The organism is Actinoallomurus vinaceus (genome assembly GCF_039542055.1).
GTDB classification, from domain to species: Bacteria; Actinomycetota; Actinomycetes; order Streptosporangiales; family Streptosporangiaceae; genus Actinoallomurus; species Actinoallomurus vinaceus.
Window position 1 is genome coordinate 112865 of sequence record NZ_BAABHK010000017.1, and the last position, 17306, is coordinate 130170.

The window sequence follows — 17306 nt, forward strand, 5'->3', positions numbered from 1 at the left end:
GCTGCTCCGATCGGTGCGTCACGTGTACGGCCGCCCGCGGGAGGTCAGCTCAGGCGGCCGGCCACGACCTTGGCGGCGGCCGCGACGAGCGCGTCGTCGGTCTTGGCGTCCTTGGTCGACCGCGTGGTGAAGACCGTGATGACGATCGGGGCCCGGTGCGGCGGCCAGGCGACCGCGATGTCGTTGCGCGTTCCGTAGTCGGCGGATCCGGTCTTGTCGCCGACGATCCAGTCGGCCGGGACACCGGCGCGGATCACGGCGTTGCCGGTGGTGTTCCGCCGCATCCAGTCGACGAGCATGGCGCGCTTGGGCTTCGGCAGCAGGTGACCGAGGGTGTACTTCTGCAGGTCGAGGCCCATCTGCTGTGGCGTGGTCGTGTCGCGGACGTCGCCCGGGATCGCGGTGTTGAGGGTCGGTTCGGTGCGGTCGACGTGCGTGGTGACGTCCCCGGTCCGCCGCAGCGCGGCCTGGAGGGCGCTCGGCCCTCCCAGCTCCCGGAAGAGGAGGTTGGCCGCCGTGTTGTCGCTGTAGCGGAGCGCGGCGTCGCACAGCGCGCTGACCGTCATCCCCTTGTCGACGTTCTTCTCGGTGATAGGGGAATTGGCGACGAGGTCCTTCGAGGTGTACTTGACGACCGTGTTCAGCCGCTTCATCGAGTCCTGGCGCAGGACGGAGCCGGAGCTCAGGACCTTGTGCGTGGAGGCGTAGGCGAACCGTTCGCCGGCGCGCCAGCTCACGATCCGTCCCGTGCCGGTGTCGAGCGCCCAGACGCCGAGGCGCGCGTCGTGCTGCTTCTCCAGGGCCTGGAACGCCTGGTCGCTCCGCTCGGCCGCGGGCGTCGCCGCGGCGCTCACCTTCGAGGACGCCGTGGTCGCGTGGCCGCCCGTGCCGCACGCCGTCAGGGGCACCAGCGCAAGGGCGGCAAGCGCCGCCAGGCGGCGGATGGACCGGTCTTCCTGTCGTGCGTTGGTCATGGCCGGGAGTCTCACGGCCGCCCTCCTATGCCGTCAAAGACGGAAACCGACCGACCGATGCTGTTCCGGCATAGACTCAGGTCGTGGACGTCCTCGGAGCCTGGCGAGCGTTCGTCAACGTGAGCGAGCACGGCAGCTTCACGGAGGGCGCGGCGGCGACGCGCATCCCGCAGTCCGTGGCGAGCCGCCGGATCGCCGCCCTGGAGAAGCATCTCGGAGAGCGCCTGCTGGACCGGTCGTCGCGCCGGGTGACGCTCACGCGGTTCGGCCGCGACATGCTCCCGTCGGCCAAACGTCTCGTCCGCCTGGCCGAGGCCATGGAAGACGAGGCCGAGCGCGCCAGGCTGAGCCCGCTTCGCCTCGCCGTCCCCGACGCCTGCGGCGTTCGCGATCTGGCGGTGCTCGACGCGGACGCCCGCCGCAAGGGCGTCTACCTGGACTTCCACCCGGCGCCCCCGGCCGAACGGGCCGAGCTCGTCCGGTCCCGGGAGGTGCGCGCCGCCCTGACGGCGGTTCCGCCGGACGACGGGACCTGGTCCGTACGGCTCGGGCTGGCCGGCACCGCCGACCCGCCCGTCCGGACGGTCCACCTGGAGAGTCTCCGCGCGGGCCGGGCGCCGCTGTCGGCGCGGCGACGCCGGATCTGGATCCAGCCCGAGGACGACGTCCCCCACATCCGGGACCGCGTGTTCCGGATGCGCGACGCGGTCGGCCTGCAGCCCGCCCAGGTCACCGTCGCGCCCTCCCTCGTCGCCGCCACCGCGGAGGTCGTGGGCGCGGGCGATCTCCTCCTATGCTCGCCCAAGCAGGCGGAGGACCTCGGCCTGCACTGGCGCCCGGTCGGCGATCTCCAGGTCGCGCGCGGCTTCGGGGTCGCCGCGGCGATCGGCGACGACGCGGAGCGCGTACGGACCCGGCTCCGGGAGGAGATCGCCCGCTGCCTGGGCGCTCACCGGCCCGGCCGGGACGCGGGCCCGGCGGATGAGACGACGGCTGGAGGTGGGCGGTGACGAGCGTCGAGGGCCTGATCGGTGAGCTGCGGCGGGCGCTGGACGACGCGGGGCTCAGCGGCTCGTTCCTGGTCCGGGACCTGTACTCCGGCGACGAGATCGGCATCGAGCCCGATCTGGAGTTCCCGGTCGCCTCGCTCGTGAAGATCCCGCTGGCCCTCGCCACCCTCGAGCGCATCCGGCGGGGCGAGCTCGACGGCACCACGCGGCTCCTGGTGGGGCCGGGCGGCGTCACGGCTCCCGGACCGGCCGGACTGAGCAGGTTCCGTCACCCGGCCGAGATCGCCGTCGACGACCTGCTCCACCTCAGCATGACGGTGAGCGACAACACGGCGACGGACGCGCTGTTCACCCTGACCCCGCCCGCCGAGGTCGCGGCGATCCTGCAGGGGCTGGGCGTGCGCGGCATCACGGTCCGGCACACCATCGGCGACCTCGCCAAGACCCTGGCGGAGCTCCTGCCCCGCGAGGATGTCCATCTCGCCCATGCCCTGGCCATCGAGGCGGGGACGACCGGACGGGGCCACCGGATCCCGCAGCTCGACGTGACGCTCGCGAACTCCGGCTCCGCGCGGGCGTTCCTGGACCTGCTGCAGGTGCTGTGGGCTCCCTCGAAGATCGACGCGGACGTCGCCGAGCGGGTCCGGGGCCTCATGGGCGACAACATGCTGCGGCACCGGCTGGCGCCCGACTTCAGCTCCGACGCCTCACGCTGGTCGTCCAAGACCGGGACGCTCCTCAACCTGCGCCACGAGGTGGGGGTGGTCGAGCACGCCGACGGCCGGGTCTTCGGGGTGGCCGCGCTCACCGAGTCGCGAGTGCCGGCGATGCACCAGCCCGGGGCGGAGGCGCTGATGGGCCAGGTCGCACGGGCCCTGCGCGACCGCCTCCGGGAGATGTGACCCGCCGTCAGGACCTGTCTCGAAGCCCCGCCGTCCTCCTGCGCGGTGCCCAGGCCGCGCCTCGCCGCGTTGTCGCCCCCACCTCGCGGAAACGCGCAGAGACGGCTTCGCCGACCTCCGCGTTTCCGCGGGGACCCCGGAAGGAGTCGCCGGCCGACACCGGGCTGACTCCCTCCTCCGCCTTGCGACGCGCCGCCTGGACGCCGCTCGCTACGAACGGGACTTGTCAGACACGCCTTAGGGGCACTCGACGCCGGGCTCGTCCGCCGTGCCGACCAAGGCATCAGGCGTGCGCGGCGCGCCGGTCCGGCGGACGGCGCCGGACCCGTCGCGCGATTCCTTGGCGGCGGGGCCCGCCGTCGCCAGGACCGAGCCGGCCAGGATCAGCGCGAAGGCGGTGACGATCCCGGGCGTCAGCGGCTCGTCGAGGAACAGCGCCCCGGCCGCCACCGCGACCGCCGGGTTGACGTACGTGATGACGGTGGCGCGGGTCGGGCCCGCCTCCTTGATCAGCTCCAGGAAGGCCACGAAGGCGACCGCGGTGCACACAACGCCGAGACCGGCGAGCGCGGCCAGGACCTTCGCGGACGGCATGGTGGACGGACCGGTGACGGCGGCCACGGGCGCGTAGACCAGGGCGGCCAGGGCCAGGCAGGCGGCCGTGAGCTGGAGCGAGGGGACGTCTTTCAGGTAGCGGGCGGCGATCAGCGGCGTCGTGGCGTAGCCCAGCACGGTCAGGAACACCTCGGCGAGGGAGCGGGCGTCGCCGCCGGTCAGGTGCGGCGCGGTGAGGACCGCGACGCCCACGAGGCCCACCGCCAGGCCGGCCGCCCGCCGGGGACCGAGCCGGTCCGTGTCGCCGAAGAAGCGGGCCACGACGACCCCGACGATCGGCACGCCCGCGATCAGCAGGCCAGCCGTGGAGCTGGACAGGTGCCGCTCGGCGTCGCTGAGGGTGAACCAGGGGACGATGATCTCGATGCACGCGAAGGCCAGCAGGGGACGCCAGTGCGCCCGTACGGTGCGGGCCAGGCCGCCCTGCCGCAACGCGAAGGGCAGCAGCAATGCGGCGCCGAGCGCGCAGCGCGCGAACACCACCGTGGACGGGGACACGGCGTCCACCGCCACCTTGATCATCAGATAGGGGATGCCCCAGACCACTCCCATCAGGGAGAACAGGAGCCAACCGCGTGCAGTCATGCGGCGAGTATCGGCCGGGCCGGCGGGCGCCGTCTTGAACGCTGTTGCGCCCACGCGGCCCTCGCCTCACGCCAACCGGCCCTCGCGTCGCGCCTACACAGCCCTCGCGTCGCGCTTACGCGGCCCTTGCCACGCTGGTGCGGTACGCCGCCGGGGTCACTCCCAGCACCCGCCGGAACCACCGGGTGAGGTGCGCCTGATCGGCGAAGCCGACGAGTGCGGCCACCTCGGCGGGCCGCAGCCCGGACTCCAGGAGCGCGCGAGCCCTGGTCACCCGGTACTGGGCGAGCCACGCGTACGGCGGTACGCCCATCGCCGTGCGGAAGGCGCGCAGGAGCTGGTAGCGGGACAGACCCAGCTCGGCGGCGAGGCCGGCGAGGGAGGGCGGGGCGATGAGCTCGTCGGCGAGACGGTCGCGGACGGTGTGGGCGATCCGGGCGGCGCCGGGGACCGTGTCGCTCACCGGGCGGGCGGTGGAGTGCCGGTGGGCGAGCGCGGTCAGCAGCCAGGGCAGGCGGGACTCCGCCTCCAGCGGGTCGGGACAGCGGGCGATGTCGATGTGCGCGGCGCGCAGCGCTCCGGCGAGTTCGGGGTCGTCGAGGAGCGGTTCCCGGAAGTGCGGAACGCCGCCGAGGACGCCGTCGGTGAGCAGGGCCGGGTCGGTGTACAGCGCGAGGTAGGCGTAGCCACTGGTGGGTGTGGCGGGGCCGCCGGTGTGCATCTCGCCGGGCTCGAGGACGACGATGGTGCCCGGGCCGGTACGGATGCGGCCGCCGCGGTAGTCGATGGACTCCGCGCCGCCGACGCAGACGCCGACGGTGAACTCCGCGTGCGCGTGCGGGGCGTAGACGTGCTTGTCGAAACGGGCGGTGAGCAGGTCGAGCGGGGGCCCGCACCGGCCGAGCCGCGCCCTGGTCCACTGTGCCAGTTCCCGTGCGCTCACCGCGCGCTCACCTCCTTCCGGGATGCGCGGACGGCCCCTCGGCGATCGCCGAGGGGCCGCACTGCCCGGGTCAGCCGCCGAGGCCGGCCTGCTTGAGCCAGTCCTTGGCGACGGTGCTCGCGTCCTGCTTGTCGCCGACGACCTTGGTCATCATGGCGAGCAGGTCGGCGGTGGTGAGCTTGGCCGACACCGCGTTGAGGGCGGCGACGCCGGTGTCGTTCAGGCCGGACTTGTAGACCAGCGGCGTGACGTTCTGCGCGCTGAAGACGTTCTGGGGGTCCTCCAGCACGACGAACTTGTTGGCCGCGATCGTCGGGTCCGTGGTGAACAGGTCGGCGGCCTGGATGCTGTCGCTCTTCAGCAGCTTGACCAGCGTCGTCTGCGCGTTGGCGTCGAACGGCTGGAACTTCTTGAACTTCAGCCCGTACTTGCTCTCCAGCCCGACCAGGCCCTGCTCGCGGGTCTTGAACTCCGACGGGCCGCCGATCGTGAGCTGCCCGGCGACCGGCTTGAGGTCGGCGATCGACTTGAGGTGGTACTTGGCGGCGGTCTGGGAGTTGACCGTCACCGAGTCCTTGTCCTCGGCCTTGGAGGAGTCGAGGACCTCCAGCGAGGCGGGCAGCTTCGCCTTCAGCGCGGCGTTCACCTCGTCGGTCGTCACGGCCTTGCTGGTCTTGTCGACCGAGGTGGTCAGCAGCGCGCCGTTGTACTCCGGCATCACGGTGATGCCGCCGGACTTGACCTGGTCGTAGTAGACCTCACGGCTGCCGATGTTGAACTTCTTGGTGACCTTGACGCCCTTGGCCTCCAGCGCCTGGGCGTACACCTCGCCGAGCAGCTGGCTCTCGGGGAAGTTGGCCGACCCGACGACGACGCCTCCCGAGCCGCCGCCACTGCTCTTCTGGTCGAGCGGGTTGCCGCCGCTCTTGTCACCGCTGCTCCCGCAGGCGGTGAGGGCCAGCGCGACGGCCACACCGACGGCGGCCCCACGGACTATGCGGATCATGGATATTCCTTCCCTGTGAATCATGAGCTCAGGCTTGGTTGCGCAGGCCCCGCGACACGACGGCCCGCCGGATGCCGACGAAGGCGACCTGGACGGCGACGGCAAGGAGGAGCACCAGCACCGAGCCGCCGACGACCGACGGGTAGTCCTTCCGGGCGAGGCCGTCGATGATGTAACGGCCGAGGCCTCCGATGCCGACCTCCGCCGCGATGGTGGCGGTCGCGACGACCTGGATGGCGGCGGTGCGCAGGCCGAGGAGGACGAGCGGCATCGCGACCGGCACCTCGGCCTTCAGCAGGATCCCCGGGCCGGTCATGCCCATCCCCCGGGCGGCGTCCTTGATGTCGGGGTCCACGCCGCGGATGCCCTCGTACGTGTTGACGAGGATCGGCGGCATCGCCAGCGCGGTGAGCGCGATGAGGACGGGGGTGAGCCCGATGGACATCACCGTAACGATGATCAGGAGCAGGCCGAGCGTGGGGATGGCCCGGGCGAAGTTGGCGATCGTCACGACGACGAACCCGCCGCGCCCGGTGTGGCCGACGATCGCGCCGAGCGGGAGCGCGATGAGGGCGGCGATCACGAGGGCCAGCGCGCTGTACTGGAGGTGCTCGAGCAGCCGGTGCGGGATGCCGTCACCGCCGCTCCAGTGGGCGGAGGTGGTGAGCCAGGTCCAGGCGGCCCTGATCTGGTCGGCGAGGTTCATCGGGTCCTCCTCCGGGCCCAGGGCGTGAGCAGGCGCTGCGCGGCGACGAGGACACCGTCGCTGACCAGCGCGAGGGCGATGATCAGCACGCAGGAGACGATGATGGGTGTGGTGAAGTCACGGGCGTAGCCGTCGATGAACAGCTGCCCGAGCCCGCCGTTGCCGATGAGCATGCCGACGCTGACCAGGCTGATGGAGGCGACGGTGGCGACTCGCGCGCCCGCGATGACGACGGGAACCGCGATCGGCAGCTCGACCTGGATCAGCCGCCGGAGCGTGCCGAAGCCCATGGCGGTGGCGGCCTGGCGGACCGGGTCGGGAACGGACCGGAGCCCGTCGACGACGTTGGGCACGAGGACCGACAGGGAGAACAGCGTCATCGGCACAATGATGGTGAAGTCGGCCTTGCCGCCGGAGCCGATCCCGAAGTAGGGGATGAGCAGCATGAAGAACGCGAGCGACGGCACGCCGTACAGGACGTTGGCGACGCCCAGCGTCGGCGGGTAGAGCCAGCGCCAGCGCACGCACATGACGCCGAGCGGGATCGCCAGGACCAGGCCGAACAGGATCGGCAGCAGCGCGAGCTTCAGGTGGTGCACGGTCAGGTCGGCGAGCTGGCCGGTGTGGTCGCCGATCCAGTCCCACCGGATGAGGGGCTCGCCGTCTGCCGCGGCGATGACGTTCATCGCTCCGCCGCCCCGACGCCCGGCTCGTCCCGCAGGTCGAGCTCGCGGTTGAAGCGCAGCCGCTTGAGCCCCTTGTCGCCGCCGAGGAACTCCTTGACGAAGTCGTCGGCCGGGTGGCCGAGCAGCTCGTCGGGCGTGGAGTGCTGGGCGAGGACGCCGCCGACCTTGAACACCGCGACGGTGTGCCCGAGCTTGACCGCCTCGTCGATGTCGTGGGTGACGAACGCGATGGTCTTGCGCAGGTCGGACTGCAGCCGGATGAACTCGTCCTGCAGGCTGCTGCGCACGATCGGGTCGACGGCGCTGAACGGCTCGTCCATCAGCATGACCGGCGGGTCGGCGGCGAGCGCGCGGGCGACGCCGACGCGCTGCTGCTGGCCGCCGGACAGCTGGTAGGGGTAGCGCTTGGCCATCTTCGGGTCGAGGCCGACGCGCTCCAGCAGCTCCATGGCCGTGGCCCGGGCCTTCTTCTTGTCCCAGCCGAGCAGGTAGGGCACGGTCGCGACGTTGTCGACGATCGTCCGGTGCGGGAACAGCCCGGCGTGCTGGATGACGTAGCCGATGCCGCGGCGCAGGCGGGCCGGGTCCTGGCTGCGGATGTCCTCGCCGTCGATCGTGATGGTGCCGCTGGTCGGCTCGATCAGGCGGTTGATCATCCGCAGCGTCGTGGTCTTGCCGCAGCCGGACGGGCCCACGAGGACCGTGATCTGTCCGGTGGGTATTTCGAGCGTGAGGTCGTCAACGGCCACCGTGCCGTCGGCGTACCGCTTCGAGACGCCGTCGAATTTGATCAAGACTGGCTCTCCCTTGCGTGGAACGTGCGCGACCCGCCCCCACGTCGACGCGTGACCGGATGGCCGTATGGGTCCCTTATTGGACTCGACCGGCGGCGGTCACGACACCCGGCCGATCCTGCTTGTGTCTGAGATGCGAGACTCTTGACAGAGGCTCGCGGAGAGGCATGACGGGTACGTTTCAGCAGCGTAACCGGCATTTTGCGCACACCGGATCCGCCCGCCGGAAGCATGGCGGACGATGGACCCGGACACCGGAGGAGCGTCCAGGCCCTGGCGGCCCGAAATCCACCGCCTATCATCCGGAACATCACGCTCCGGGCGCGCGCCGACGACGCGGCCGGGGCGGAGACCCCGTCCCGCGGCCGGGTGGCGTCGGGGTGTCGCCGGAGGACAAGGTCCGGTTCGATCACGAGTGGCGCAGCCTCTCACTTATCCGAGATTAAAGGTCAAGATAGTGGCATATTCCCTCGTCGTAAGGTTTCAACGATGAACCAGACGGCCGTGGAGATCAACGGCAGTGGCCTGACCTGCGACATCGTGGGGCTTGTCGCCAGAAGTGGCGCTTTGGTCACGGTTTCGCCACAAGCCGTCGAGCGGGCCCGGCAGGCCTGGGAGGTCGCCCGCGACGTCGCGGACCGGCAGCCGGTCTACGGCCGCACCACCGGCGTGGGCGCCAACCGGAACGTCGCGATCGAGGACGACGACGCCCACGGCCTGCGCCTGCTGCGCAGCCACGCCGGCGGGGCCGGGCCGCTGCTGCCCGCCGAGACCGTGCGCGCGATGCTCGTCGTGCGCCTCAACCAGATCGCCGCGGGCGGCTCCGGCGTCGACCCGGGCGTGCTCGGCGCGCTGTCGGACGCGATCAACCGGTGGGCGATCCCCCCGATCCCGGCGTACGGCGCGATCGGGACCGGCGACCTGACCGCGCTGGCCGCGACCGCCCTCTGCCTCGTCGGCGAACGCCCCTGGCAGGGCGGGGCCGCCGGCCCGCATTTCCCGCTGCGCCCGACCGACGCCCTGGCGTTCATGAGCTCGAACGCCGCGACGCTCGGCGAGTCCGCGCTCGCCTGCCGGGACGTCACCGAGCTGCTGCGCGCGGCGATCCCGGTGGCCGGGCTGTCGCTGCTGGCCGTGCGCGGCTCCATCGAGGCCTTCGCCGCGCCCGTGCACGAGGCGTGCCCGCACCCCGGCCAGCGCCGGGTCGCCGAGGCGATGCGCGCGCTGACCGCCGACCTGGACCTGCGCCCGGCCCGCATCCAGGATCCGTACGGCTACCGGGCGTTCCCCCAGGTGCACGGCCCCGCCGTGGACGTCACCGAGCACGCCGAGGGCGTCGTCACGCGAGAGATCAACGCCGCGGCCGAGAACCCCCTCGTCGACGTGGCGAACCGCACGGTCTGGCACAACGGCAACTTCCACACGGCGTACGTGGGCCTGGCGCTCGACGCCGTACGGGCCGCGATCTTCCAGACGGCGGCGCTGTCGGCGGCCCGCCTCGGCACGCTGGTGGAGCCGGCCTTCACCGGGCTGGAGGCCTTCCAGGCCGCGCCCGGCGAGCCCGGCTCGGGGATCATGATCCTGGAGTACGTCGCGCACTCGGCCATCGCCGACATCCGGCGGCTCGCCGCCCCGGCGGCGCTCGGCAGCGCCGTGCTGTCGCGGGGCGTCGAGGAGCACGCGGGCTTCTCCACCCAGTCGGCGCGGGCCACCACGGACGTCATCACGGCGTTCCGCACGGCGCTCGCCTGCGAGCTCGTCGCGGCCGTGCGCGCGCTGCGCATGCAGAACCGGATCCCGCTGGGGCGGCTCGGCGAGGTGTACGCCCAGACGGCCGACGCGCTCGACCCGGCGGTCGAGGACCGGCCGCTCGACACCGACATCGCCACCGCCGCCGACCTGCTGGCCCGGATCGCGCCGTACGGCTCCTACTGAGGGCATTTCCCGGTCGATTCGCGTGGGAGGAGGCTCGGCTCGCAGACGATGCGGCGGCGGCGCGGCTTGCCGTCGATGCCGCCGACGATCACCCGCACGGCCGAGTGGACGATGTCGTCGATGTCCCAGTCGACGCTGGTGAGGGGCGGCGTGAGCAGCGCGGACATCGGATGGTTGTCGAACCCGGCCACCGACACGTCGCCGGGCACCGCGAGGCCGAGCGCGCGGGTCGCGGCGTACGCCCCGTAGGCGATCGAGTCGGAGAAGCAGAACAGCGCGGTCGGCCGGTCCGCCTCGCCGAGCACCGTCAGGGCCGTCTCGGTGGCGCCGGGCAGGTCCTGGGGCGAGGTGACGACGTGGACCGCGATCCCGATGCGCTCGGCCTCGGCGTGGACGTGCACGTCGGCGGGGCGGTCGGGGGTGCTGGCCCGCGTCGGGGTGAGCACGGCGACGCGCCGGTGCCCGAGCTGGTGCAGGTGCTCCAGGGCGAGCGTGACGCCGGCGCGGTTGTCGAACACCACCTCGCCGTACGCGTGCCCGCCGCGCAGCGAGTCGCCGATGGACACGACGGGCAGGCTCTCCCCCAGCTCGGCCCAGACATCGGCGGCCGGGTCGACCGGCTGCACGATCAGGCCGTCGACGCGCTGGTCGCGCAGCTGCCGGGCGAGCGTCACCTCCCGCTCGGGGTCGCCGGCCGCGTCGAGGATGATGGCGTAGCGGTCGCGGGCGAACAGCGCCCGGCCGATGCCGACGGCCAGGGACTGCTGCCACAGGTCCTCGAGGGAGCCGCAGAGCAGGCCGACCATGCCGGTGCGCCCGCTGGCCAGGGCCCGGGCGATGGGATGCGCCTCGTAGCCCAGCTCACGGGCGGCCTCGCGGACCCGCTGCTGCGTCTCCTCCGACGTCTGGATGCCGCGCAACGCGTACGAGACCGCGGCCGGCGAAAGCCCCGTCGCCTTCGCCACCTCGCGGATGGTCGCTCGCTTGCGTTGCTGCTGCGCCACGCTCCAACCCTATAGACCGGGTCTGACAAGAGTCAGGGCGAAGTCGCCGTCCGCGTCCGTCCACCATCGGTCGATCGTCATGCCGGCCGCCCCTGCCTCGGCCTCCAGGCGCTCCCGGCGGAACTTCGCGGAGATCTCCGTACGCACCTCCTCCCCCTCGTCGAACTCCACTTCCAGGTCGATCGCCGGCACATGGACCACCTGCGGTTCCAGTGACCGCAGGCGCATCTCGATCCACTCGTCTCCCGGGCTCCACAGGGCGACGTGCGCGAAGCGCTCCGGGACGAAGTCCGCGCCGAGCTCCCGGTTGATCACATTGAGGACGTTCCGGTTGAACTCCGCGGTGACCCCGCGCGCGTCGTCGTACGCGCGGACCAGTCGCTTCTCGTCCTTGACCAGGTCCGCGCCGAGGAGCAGGGCGTCCTCGTCGTCCATCGTCGCGCGCAGCGCGCTGAGGAACGACACCCGCTCGGCCGGGGTCATGTTGCCGATCGTCCCGCCGAGGAACACGACCAGGCGGCGCTCCCCGTCGGGCAGCAGGGACATGTGCCGCTCGTAGTCGGCCACGACCGGGTGCACCCGCAGGCCGGGGTGGTCCTCGGCGATCTGTGCGGCCGCACGGGCGAGGAAGTCGCCGCTGACGTCGACGGGCACGTACGTGCGCAGGGTGCCGGACAGGGCGTCGAGCAGCATCCGGGTCTTCTCCCCCGACCCGGCCCCCAGCTCCATGAGCGTGCGCGCGCCGGTCGCCTCGGCGATCTCGGGCGCCCGCGCGGCGAGGATCGCGCGTTCGCGGCGGGTCGGGTAGTACTCCTCCAGCCGGGTGATCTCCTCGAACAGCTCGCTGCCGCGCTCGTCGTAGAACCACTTGGCGGGCAGGGTCCTCGGTCTGGCGCCCAGGCCTTCGGCGACGTCCCGGCGCAGCGCCTTCCCCAGGTCGTCGGGGGTGAGAAAGCGATCCACGATTGCCTCCCGATGTTCTCGTGTCCGTCGTCGGCCCGGTGGGGCCCTTTCAGAGCGGGTCTACGCGTACTTCGAGGTGATCGACCGTCACCAGGGAGCGGTCGGGGATCTCCTCCCACCCGGGCTCGTCGTCGTACGGCTCGGAGGCGATCACCGCCCCCTCGCCTCGCCGGACGAACAGCGTGTCGCCCCAGACGGTGGCGGCCAGCGAACGCCCGTCGGCGGCGAGCAGGTTGTACCGGCCCGGGGCCAGCGCGGCGGTGACCTCCACCGCGTGCGCGAGCCCCTCCGCGAGGGTTCCGCCGGCGCGCCACCGCCCGGCGGCCAGCGCGAACACCAGGGCCGAGTCCACCGGCGCGCGGGCGTCCGGGACCGGCGCGAGGTCGCCGGCGAGCTCCCGCAGCTTCGCCTCGACCCCGGCGAACCCCTCGACCCGCCCGTTGTGGCTGAACAGCCGCTCGGAGTCGGTGAACGGCTGGGCGCACGACTCGTCCACCGGGAAGCCGGGCGTCGCCGAGCGGACCGCCGCGACCGCGCAGCCGCTCCGGACGACCTCGGCGATGTCGGCGAACGACAGGTCCGTCCACATCGGCTGGGACCGGCGGTACCGCACGGGCCGGTCACGGGCCGGGTCGTACCAGCCCGCGCCGAACCCGTCGGCGTTCAGGATGCAGGTGCCGTTCATGCGCGGCGCGTACGCCTGCCGCTCCAGCGAGAACTCCGGGGCGTACAGCAGCTCGTGCAGGGTGCGCGGCGGGCCGAGGTAGGCGAGGTGACGGCACATCAGACGTCCCTCGCGCAGCGGAACCCGGCGAAGATCTGCCGGCGGATCGGATAGTCCCAGTTGCGGAACGTCGTCCGGCAGGCCATCGGGTGCGTGGCCCAGGACCCGCCGCGCAGCACCTTATAGTCGGTGCCGAAGAACACCTCGGAGTACTCCTTGTACGGGAAGACCCGGAACCCCGGGTAGCCGCGGAAGTCGCTCGACGTCCACTCCCACACGTCGCCGAGCAGCTGCCGCACGCCGTACGCCGACGCCCCCTCGGGGTACGAGCCGACCGGGGCGGGCCGCATCATGCGCTGCCCGAGGTTCGCGTGCTCGCCGTCGTCCCCCCAGGGCAGGCGGCGCTTGCGGCCCGCGGCCGGGTCCCAGCTCGCCGCCTTCTCCCACTCGGCCTCGGTGGGCAGCCGCTTGCCCGCCCAGCGGGCGTAGGCGTCGGCCTCGTACCAGCACACGTGCTGCACCGGCTCGGCCGACGGGATCGGCTCGGTCCGGCCGAACCTGCGGCGCAGCCACTGACCGCCCTCCCGCCGCCAGAACGCCGGGGCCCGCTTGCCGGACCGTATGCGCCAGTCCCAGCCGTCGGGGTGCCACCAGCGCGGGTCGTCGTACCCGCCGTTCTCCATGAACGCCAGGTACGCGGCGTTGGAGACCGGTGTGACGTCGATGAAGAAGGCGGGCAGGTCGACGGTGTGCGCACCGCGCTCGTTGTCGTACGCCCACGGGTCGTCGGAGGTGCCCATGACGAACGGGCCCGCCTCGACCAGCGCCTCCTTCCCGGCCAGGGCGACGTCCCCCGCCGGAGGCTCCGCCGGGGACGGGTCCAGCAGCGCGGGGCCGTCCTTGCGGAGCTGGTGGGTGGCGAGCATCGTCTCGTCGTGCTGGTGCTCGTGCTGGATGACCATGCCGTAGACGAAGCCGCCCTCGGTGAGCGGGCCGCCGGTCAGCGGCACCTTCTCCAGCGAGTCGAGCACCTTGTTCCGCACCGTGTCGATGTAGGCGCGGCTCTCGGCCGGGGTGAGCAGCGGCAGCTTCGGCCGTTCGGCGCGTGGGTGCTCGAACGCGTCGTACAGGTTGTCGATCTCCGGACGCATCGCCTCCTGGCCCGCGGCGGCGCGCAGCAGCCACAGCTCCTCGTAGTTGCCGATGTGCGCCAGGTCCCAGACCAGCGGGGACATCAGCGGCGAGACCTGCGTCACCAGGCCCGGCTCGTCGAGCGCCTCCAGGGTCAGGCCGACGCTGCGCTCGCGCGCGGCGATCAGCTCGGTCGCGATCCGTTCCTTCAGGTCCACGTGGGTTCCTCCTCGGCGGTCGTGGCGGGCGGCCCGGCGGGGACGCCCGGCACGGCCGGGTACGCGTCGGGTCTCGCGGCTCGACGTCCGTCGGCCCGGCCGGCGAGTCGTTCACCGGCCCGGTCGGTGGGTCGCTCGTCGCCGGCCCCTCGCGCGGCCTTCTCGCTCGCTCCGCGGCCGCCTCGCTCGGCGTCGGCCGGTCGCCCGGCCTTCGCACTCGCTCCGCGAGCGGGCTCTTCCCTCACCCGGCCACTCCGCCCGCCTCGCTCGGCGTCGGATGGTCGCTCGGCCTCCTCGTCGGCCGGGCAGCGGCCGCGTTCGACGAAGCGGCGGGCGTACGCCTCCACCGGCGGGATGAGCGTGTCGGCGCCGAGCCGGGGCAGGGCGTCCAGGGCGGCCTCGAAGCAGCGCCGGGCGGCGCGGGCCAGCACCGGGTCGGCGAGGGCGTCCCGCGCGGCCTGCCGCCAGCGGTCCCGGGCGGGCTCGGCGGCCTCCTCGGCGGCGTCGGCCGCGAGCGGGTCGTCCAGCAGCGCGGTCGCGACGGCGAGGGGCACCGGCCAGTACGGCTCCGGCAGTGCGTCGATCATCCGCAGCTCGAGCCAGCCCTGCGGCCGGACCGGCGGGAACAGCGTCGACAGGTGATAGGCCAGGTCGCCGAGGTCGGGCCTGCCCGTGGCCGCCCACTCGCGGAAGGTCATCCCCGGCGCCGCCACCCAGCCGTCGCGGATGAGCATGACCTGCGCGTCGAGGGCGTAGCGGGTCCACGCCTCGGCGGGGTCGTCGCCGCCGACGGGCGCGGTGCGCCCCCGGTCGAGCGTCTCCCACACGATCTGCCGGCTCGACCGCGCGGCCGGGCCGGGCGAGTTGGCGAAGGCCGCGACCAGCACGGGACCGAGCGCGTGCGCGAGCCGCCATCGCCGGGCGGCGTCCTTGTCGTCGGCGCCGATGTCGAGGCAGACCTGGAGCGAGGCCGTGCCGCACATCATGCGCAGGCCGGACTCCCCGAAGTAGTCCCGCATGCACCGATAGCGGCCCTCGGTCGCCTGGAACACCGTCGGGCGGGTGTCCGCGCCGCGTCCGTCCAGGGCCAAGCCCTCCTCGGCCAGGTGAGCGCCGACGTGGGCGATGTCCCGCGCGATCGCGGCGTACGCGGCGGCGGGGCCTCGCCGCGGGGGCGAGCTGAGCTCGAGCTGGCCGCCGGGCTCGTACGTGATGCGGCTTCCGGCCGGCGGAGGCCCGGCCGCCTCCATCGCCGCCTGGACACGCGACAGCGGAACGCTCCGCGCAGGGGCGTTCCGGTCGATCACGAACCACTCGGTCTCCACGCCGACGAGCCCGGGTGGCCCGGTCTTGAAGCACACTCCCTTCACATGTTCGTAGATCTCATCGATGGTCAGGCGGCTCATCGGCGCACCTCCGATCCGGCGACGAACCGAGAGCTTTCCCTACTGAACCGCATCAATAATCCGAAAAGTGTTTTTCATTACGTAAAGCCCCAGATGTCCACCGGGTGACCGCTGAACGGGTGAAACGGTCAACTGAACCGGTACACTGATACGGTTCAGTGAACCGGTTCAGGAACATCCGGCCCAAGGAGGAGAGCACGTGCGGATCGATGTCCACCAGCACCTCTGGGGGCCGGCGTTCATCGACGCGCTCCGAAGGCGCCCGGCCCCTCCCCGGCTCGACCACTGGACGCTCCACCTCCCCGGCGAGGCCCCGTACGAGGTCGATCCCGCCGATCACGACGTCGCACGCCGCACCGCCGCCCTCGCGGAGGACGGCGTCGATCTCGCGCTGACCTCCCTGTCCTCGCCGCTCGGCGTCGAGTTCCTGCCCCCCGAGGAGGGCGGCCCGCTGCTCGACGCGCACCACGCGGACGCGCTGCTGCTGCCCGAGCGGTTCCGCGCGTGGGCCTCGGCGGGCCTGGCCGAGATCGACGCGACCGCCCTCGCCCGCCTCCTCGACCAGGGGTTCACCGGCCTGCAACTGCCCGCGACGGCACTGCTCGACGCGGCCGGGTACGACCGGTGCGGGCCGCTTCTGGCGCTGCTGGAGGAGCGCGGCCGGCCGCTCCTCGTCCACCCCGGCCCGGCGCCGGTGGCGGACGGGCCGGCGTGGTGGCCCGCGCTGGTGCCGTACGTCCAGCAGATGCACGCCGCCTGGTTCGCCTTCCGCGCGTTCGGGCGGCCGCGCCATCCCGGCCTGCGCGTGTGCTTCGCGCTGCTCGCCGGGCTCGCTCCCCTGCACGGCGAACGCCTGGCCGCCCGCGGCGGCGGACGCGGCCAGGTCGACCCGAACGCCTACGTGGAGACGTCGTCGTACGGGCCGCGCGCCGTGGACGCCGTGGTCCGGGCGATCGGCATCGACCCGATCGTGTGCGGCTCCGACCGCCCGTACGCGCGGCCCCCCGCCGACTTCGGCCTCGGCGACGCCGCCGAGCACGCCATCCGCACGGCGAATCCCCATCGACTGCTCACCGGAAAGGACTGACCCCCGTGGCCTTCGAGTCCCTGCCTGCACGAAGCCTCGACCGGCACGAGTTGCGCCGCCTCGTCGACGATCTGGCCGCCCGTCCCGAGACGTGGCGTGAGCTCGTGGACTTCCCCGACGGCAAGCGCCACTACGTGTCCCTGTACCGCGACGAGTACCTCGACGTGTGGCTGCTGTGCTGGACACCGGAGAACGACACGGGCTGGCACGACCACGACATCTCCTCCGGCGCGGTCGCGGTCGTCGACGGCGCCCTCAAGGAGTGCAACCCCCGGATCGGCGGCGAGCACGTCGAGGTGGAGGTGGCGGCGGGCACGTCGTTCTCCTTCGGCCCCGAGCACATCCACCGCCTGGTCGGGTCGGCGGACCGCAGCGTGTCCATCCACGCCTACTCGCCCCCGCTCTGGCGCCTCGGGCAGTACTCCATCGACGACGGCGGCGTGATGCGCCGCGTCTCGGTCAGCTACGCGGACGAACTCCGCCCCCTCGACGAGGTGGCGTAGGGAAGAAGTCGCCCTCGACAACGTAACTCAGGTAGAAATCCCCCTGGCGTCGTTTTTTGGCCCGCTGGTAACTTGCTCTTGACTTGTTACGTGGGCCTGCGTGCCAGAACGGAG

The 17306-nt window shown here is 72.6% G+C and carries 15 protein-coding genes and 2 pseudogenes; 5 read left to right on the forward strand and 12 right to left on the reverse strand.

Annotated features, from left to right (window positions below):
- Nucleotides 1-44: 44 nt before the first annotated feature.
- Entirely contained in the window at nucleotides 45-974 is a 930-nt protein-coding gene (gene bla, locus ABEA24_RS42285; protein WP_345439306.1) for a class A beta-lactamase, read from the reverse strand.
- An 83-nt stretch (nucleotides 975-1057) separates the two neighbouring features.
- On the opposite strand from bla, the gene ABEA24_RS42290 reads away from it, so the two are divergent.
- Together ABEA24_RS42290 and ABEA24_RS42295 are read left to right on the forward strand one after the other, a co-directional pair.
- Nucleotides 1058-1984 carry a LysR family transcriptional regulator gene (locus ABEA24_RS42290; protein WP_345439308.1) on the forward strand — a complete coding sequence of 309 codons (927 nt, stop codon included), beginning with the start codon at nucleotides 1058-1060 and terminating at the stop codon, nucleotides 1982-1984.
- Entirely contained in the window at nucleotides 1981-2886 is a 906-nt protein-coding gene (locus tag ABEA24_RS42295) for a serine hydrolase (protein ID WP_345439310.1), read from the forward strand. Before ABEA24_RS42290 ends, ABEA24_RS42295 begins: the two co-directional genes overlap by 4 nt.
- 237 nt (nucleotides 2887-3123) lie before the next feature.
- Here ABEA24_RS42295 and ABEA24_RS42300 read toward each other — a convergent pair whose 3' ends face one another.
- The 6 genes and pseudogenes from ABEA24_RS42300 to ABEA24_RS42325 form a co-directional block, all read right to left on the reverse strand.
- Entirely contained in the window at nucleotides 3124-4086 is a 963-nt protein-coding gene (locus ABEA24_RS42300; RefSeq protein ID WP_345439312.1) for a DMT family transporter, read from the reverse strand.
- A 115-nt stretch (nucleotides 4087-4201) separates the two neighbouring features.
- Nucleotides 4202-5029: a helix-turn-helix transcriptional regulator gene (locus ABEA24_RS42305; RefSeq protein ID WP_345439314.1), complete on the reverse strand. Its 828-nt coding sequence runs from the start codon at nucleotides 5027-5029 to the stop codon at nucleotides 4202-4204.
- Nucleotides 5030-5099: 70 nt separating this feature from the next.
- Nucleotides 5100-6035, reverse strand: a complete 936-nt coding sequence (locus tag ABEA24_RS42310; RefSeq protein ID WP_345439316.1) for an ABC transporter substrate-binding protein — start codon at nucleotides 6033-6035, stop codon at nucleotides 5100-5102.
- A 28-nt stretch (nucleotides 6036-6063) separates the two neighbouring features.
- Nucleotides 6064-6741 carry an ABC transporter permease gene (locus tag ABEA24_RS42315; protein ID WP_345439318.1) on the reverse strand — a complete coding sequence of 226 codons (678 nt, stop codon included), beginning with the start codon at nucleotides 6739-6741 and terminating at the stop codon, nucleotides 6064-6066.
- Nucleotides 6738-7427 carry an ABC transporter permease gene (locus tag ABEA24_RS42320; protein ID WP_345439320.1) on the reverse strand — a complete coding sequence of 230 codons (690 nt, stop codon included), beginning with the start codon at nucleotides 7425-7427 and terminating at the stop codon, nucleotides 6738-6740. Before ABEA24_RS42320 ends, ABEA24_RS42315 begins: the two co-directional genes overlap by 4 nt.
- 23 nt (nucleotides 7428-7450) lie before the next feature.
- Nucleotides 7451-8221, reverse strand: a pseudogene (locus ABEA24_RS42325) (ABC transporter ATP-binding protein); the annotation flags it as partial.
- Nucleotides 8222-8710: 489 nt separating this feature from the next.
- Here ABEA24_RS42325 and ABEA24_RS42330 point away from each other — a divergent pair.
- Entirely contained in the window at nucleotides 8711-10156 is a 1446-nt protein-coding gene (locus ABEA24_RS42330) for an aromatic amino acid ammonia-lyase (RefSeq protein WP_345439322.1), read from the forward strand.
- On the opposite strand, the gene ABEA24_RS42335 is transcribed toward ABEA24_RS42330, so the two are convergent.
- The 5 genes and pseudogenes from ABEA24_RS42335 to egtA all read right to left on the reverse strand — a co-directional run.
- Nucleotides 10150-11160: a LacI family DNA-binding transcriptional regulator gene (locus ABEA24_RS42335; RefSeq protein WP_345439324.1), complete on the reverse strand. Its 1011-nt coding sequence runs from the start codon at nucleotides 11158-11160 to the stop codon at nucleotides 10150-10152. The genes ABEA24_RS42330 and ABEA24_RS42335 overlap by 7 nt on opposite strands.
- Before the next feature lie 9 nt (nucleotides 11161-11169).
- Nucleotides 11170-12123: an L-histidine N(alpha)-methyltransferase gene (egtD, locus tag ABEA24_RS42340; protein WP_345439326.1), complete on the reverse strand. Its 954-nt coding sequence runs from the start codon at nucleotides 12121-12123 to the stop codon at nucleotides 11170-11172.
- 49 nt (nucleotides 12124-12172) lie between these two features.
- Nucleotides 12173-12907: an ergothioneine biosynthesis protein EgtC gene (gene egtC, locus ABEA24_RS42345; RefSeq protein ID WP_345439328.1), complete on the reverse strand. Its 735-nt coding sequence runs from the start codon at nucleotides 12905-12907 to the stop codon at nucleotides 12173-12175.
- The gene (gene egtB, locus ABEA24_RS42350) at nucleotides 12907-14196 is read right to left on the reverse strand and encodes an ergothioneine biosynthesis protein EgtB (RefSeq protein ID WP_345439330.1); all 1290 of its coding nucleotides are present in this window, start codon (nucleotides 14194-14196) and stop codon (nucleotides 12907-12909) included. The genes egtC and egtB overlap by 1 nt, the downstream gene beginning before the upstream one ends.
- Nucleotides 14197-14462: 266 nt before the next feature.
- Nucleotides 14463-15602 (reverse strand): annotated as a pseudogene (gene egtA, locus ABEA24_RS42355) (ergothioneine biosynthesis glutamate--cysteine ligase EgtA); the annotation flags it as partial.
- A gap of 199 nt (nucleotides 15603-15801) precedes the next feature.
- Between egtA and ABEA24_RS42360 the strand changes: the two are divergent.
- Together ABEA24_RS42360 and ABEA24_RS42365 are read left to right on the forward strand one after the other, a co-directional pair.
- Nucleotides 15802-16689 (forward strand): amidohydrolase family protein, encoded by an 888-nt coding sequence (locus tag ABEA24_RS42360; protein WP_345439335.1) that lies wholly within the window; start codon nucleotides 15802-15804, stop codon nucleotides 16687-16689.
- A gap of 5 nt (nucleotides 16690-16694) precedes the next feature.
- Nucleotides 16695-17192 carry a cysteine dioxygenase gene (locus tag ABEA24_RS42365; protein WP_345439337.1) on the forward strand — a complete coding sequence of 166 codons (498 nt, stop codon included), beginning with the start codon at nucleotides 16695-16697 and terminating at the stop codon, nucleotides 17190-17192.
- Nucleotides 17193-17306 lie beyond the last annotated feature (114 nt).

Coding starts and splice junctions, on each gene's coding strand:
- bla (WP_345439306.1), bottom strand. CDS start 974: ATGACCAACGCACGACAGGAAGACCGGTCCATCCGCCGCCTGGCGGCG.
- ABEA24_RS42300 (WP_345439312.1), bottom strand. CDS start 4,086: ATGACTGCACGCGGTTGGCTCCTGTTCTCCCTGATGGGAGTGGTCTGG.
- ABEA24_RS42310 (WP_345439316.1), bottom strand. CDS start 6,035: ATGATCCGCATAGTCCGTGGGGCCGCCGTCGGTGTGGCCGTCGCGCTG.
- ABEA24_RS42315 (WP_345439318.1), bottom strand. CDS start 6,741: ATGAACCTCGCCGACCAGATCAGGGCCGCCTGGACCTGGCTCACCACC.
- ABEA24_RS42320 (WP_345439320.1), bottom strand. CDS start 7,427: ATGAACGTCATCGCCGCGGCAGACGGCGAGCCCCTCATCCGGTGGGAC.
- ABEA24_RS42330 (WP_345439322.1), top strand. CDS start 8,711: ATGAACCAGACGGCCGTGGAGATCAACGGCAGTGGCCTGACCTGCGAC.
- egtC (WP_345439328.1), bottom strand. CDS start 12,907: ATGTGCCGTCACCTCGCCTACCTCGGCCCGCCGCGCACCCTGCACGAG.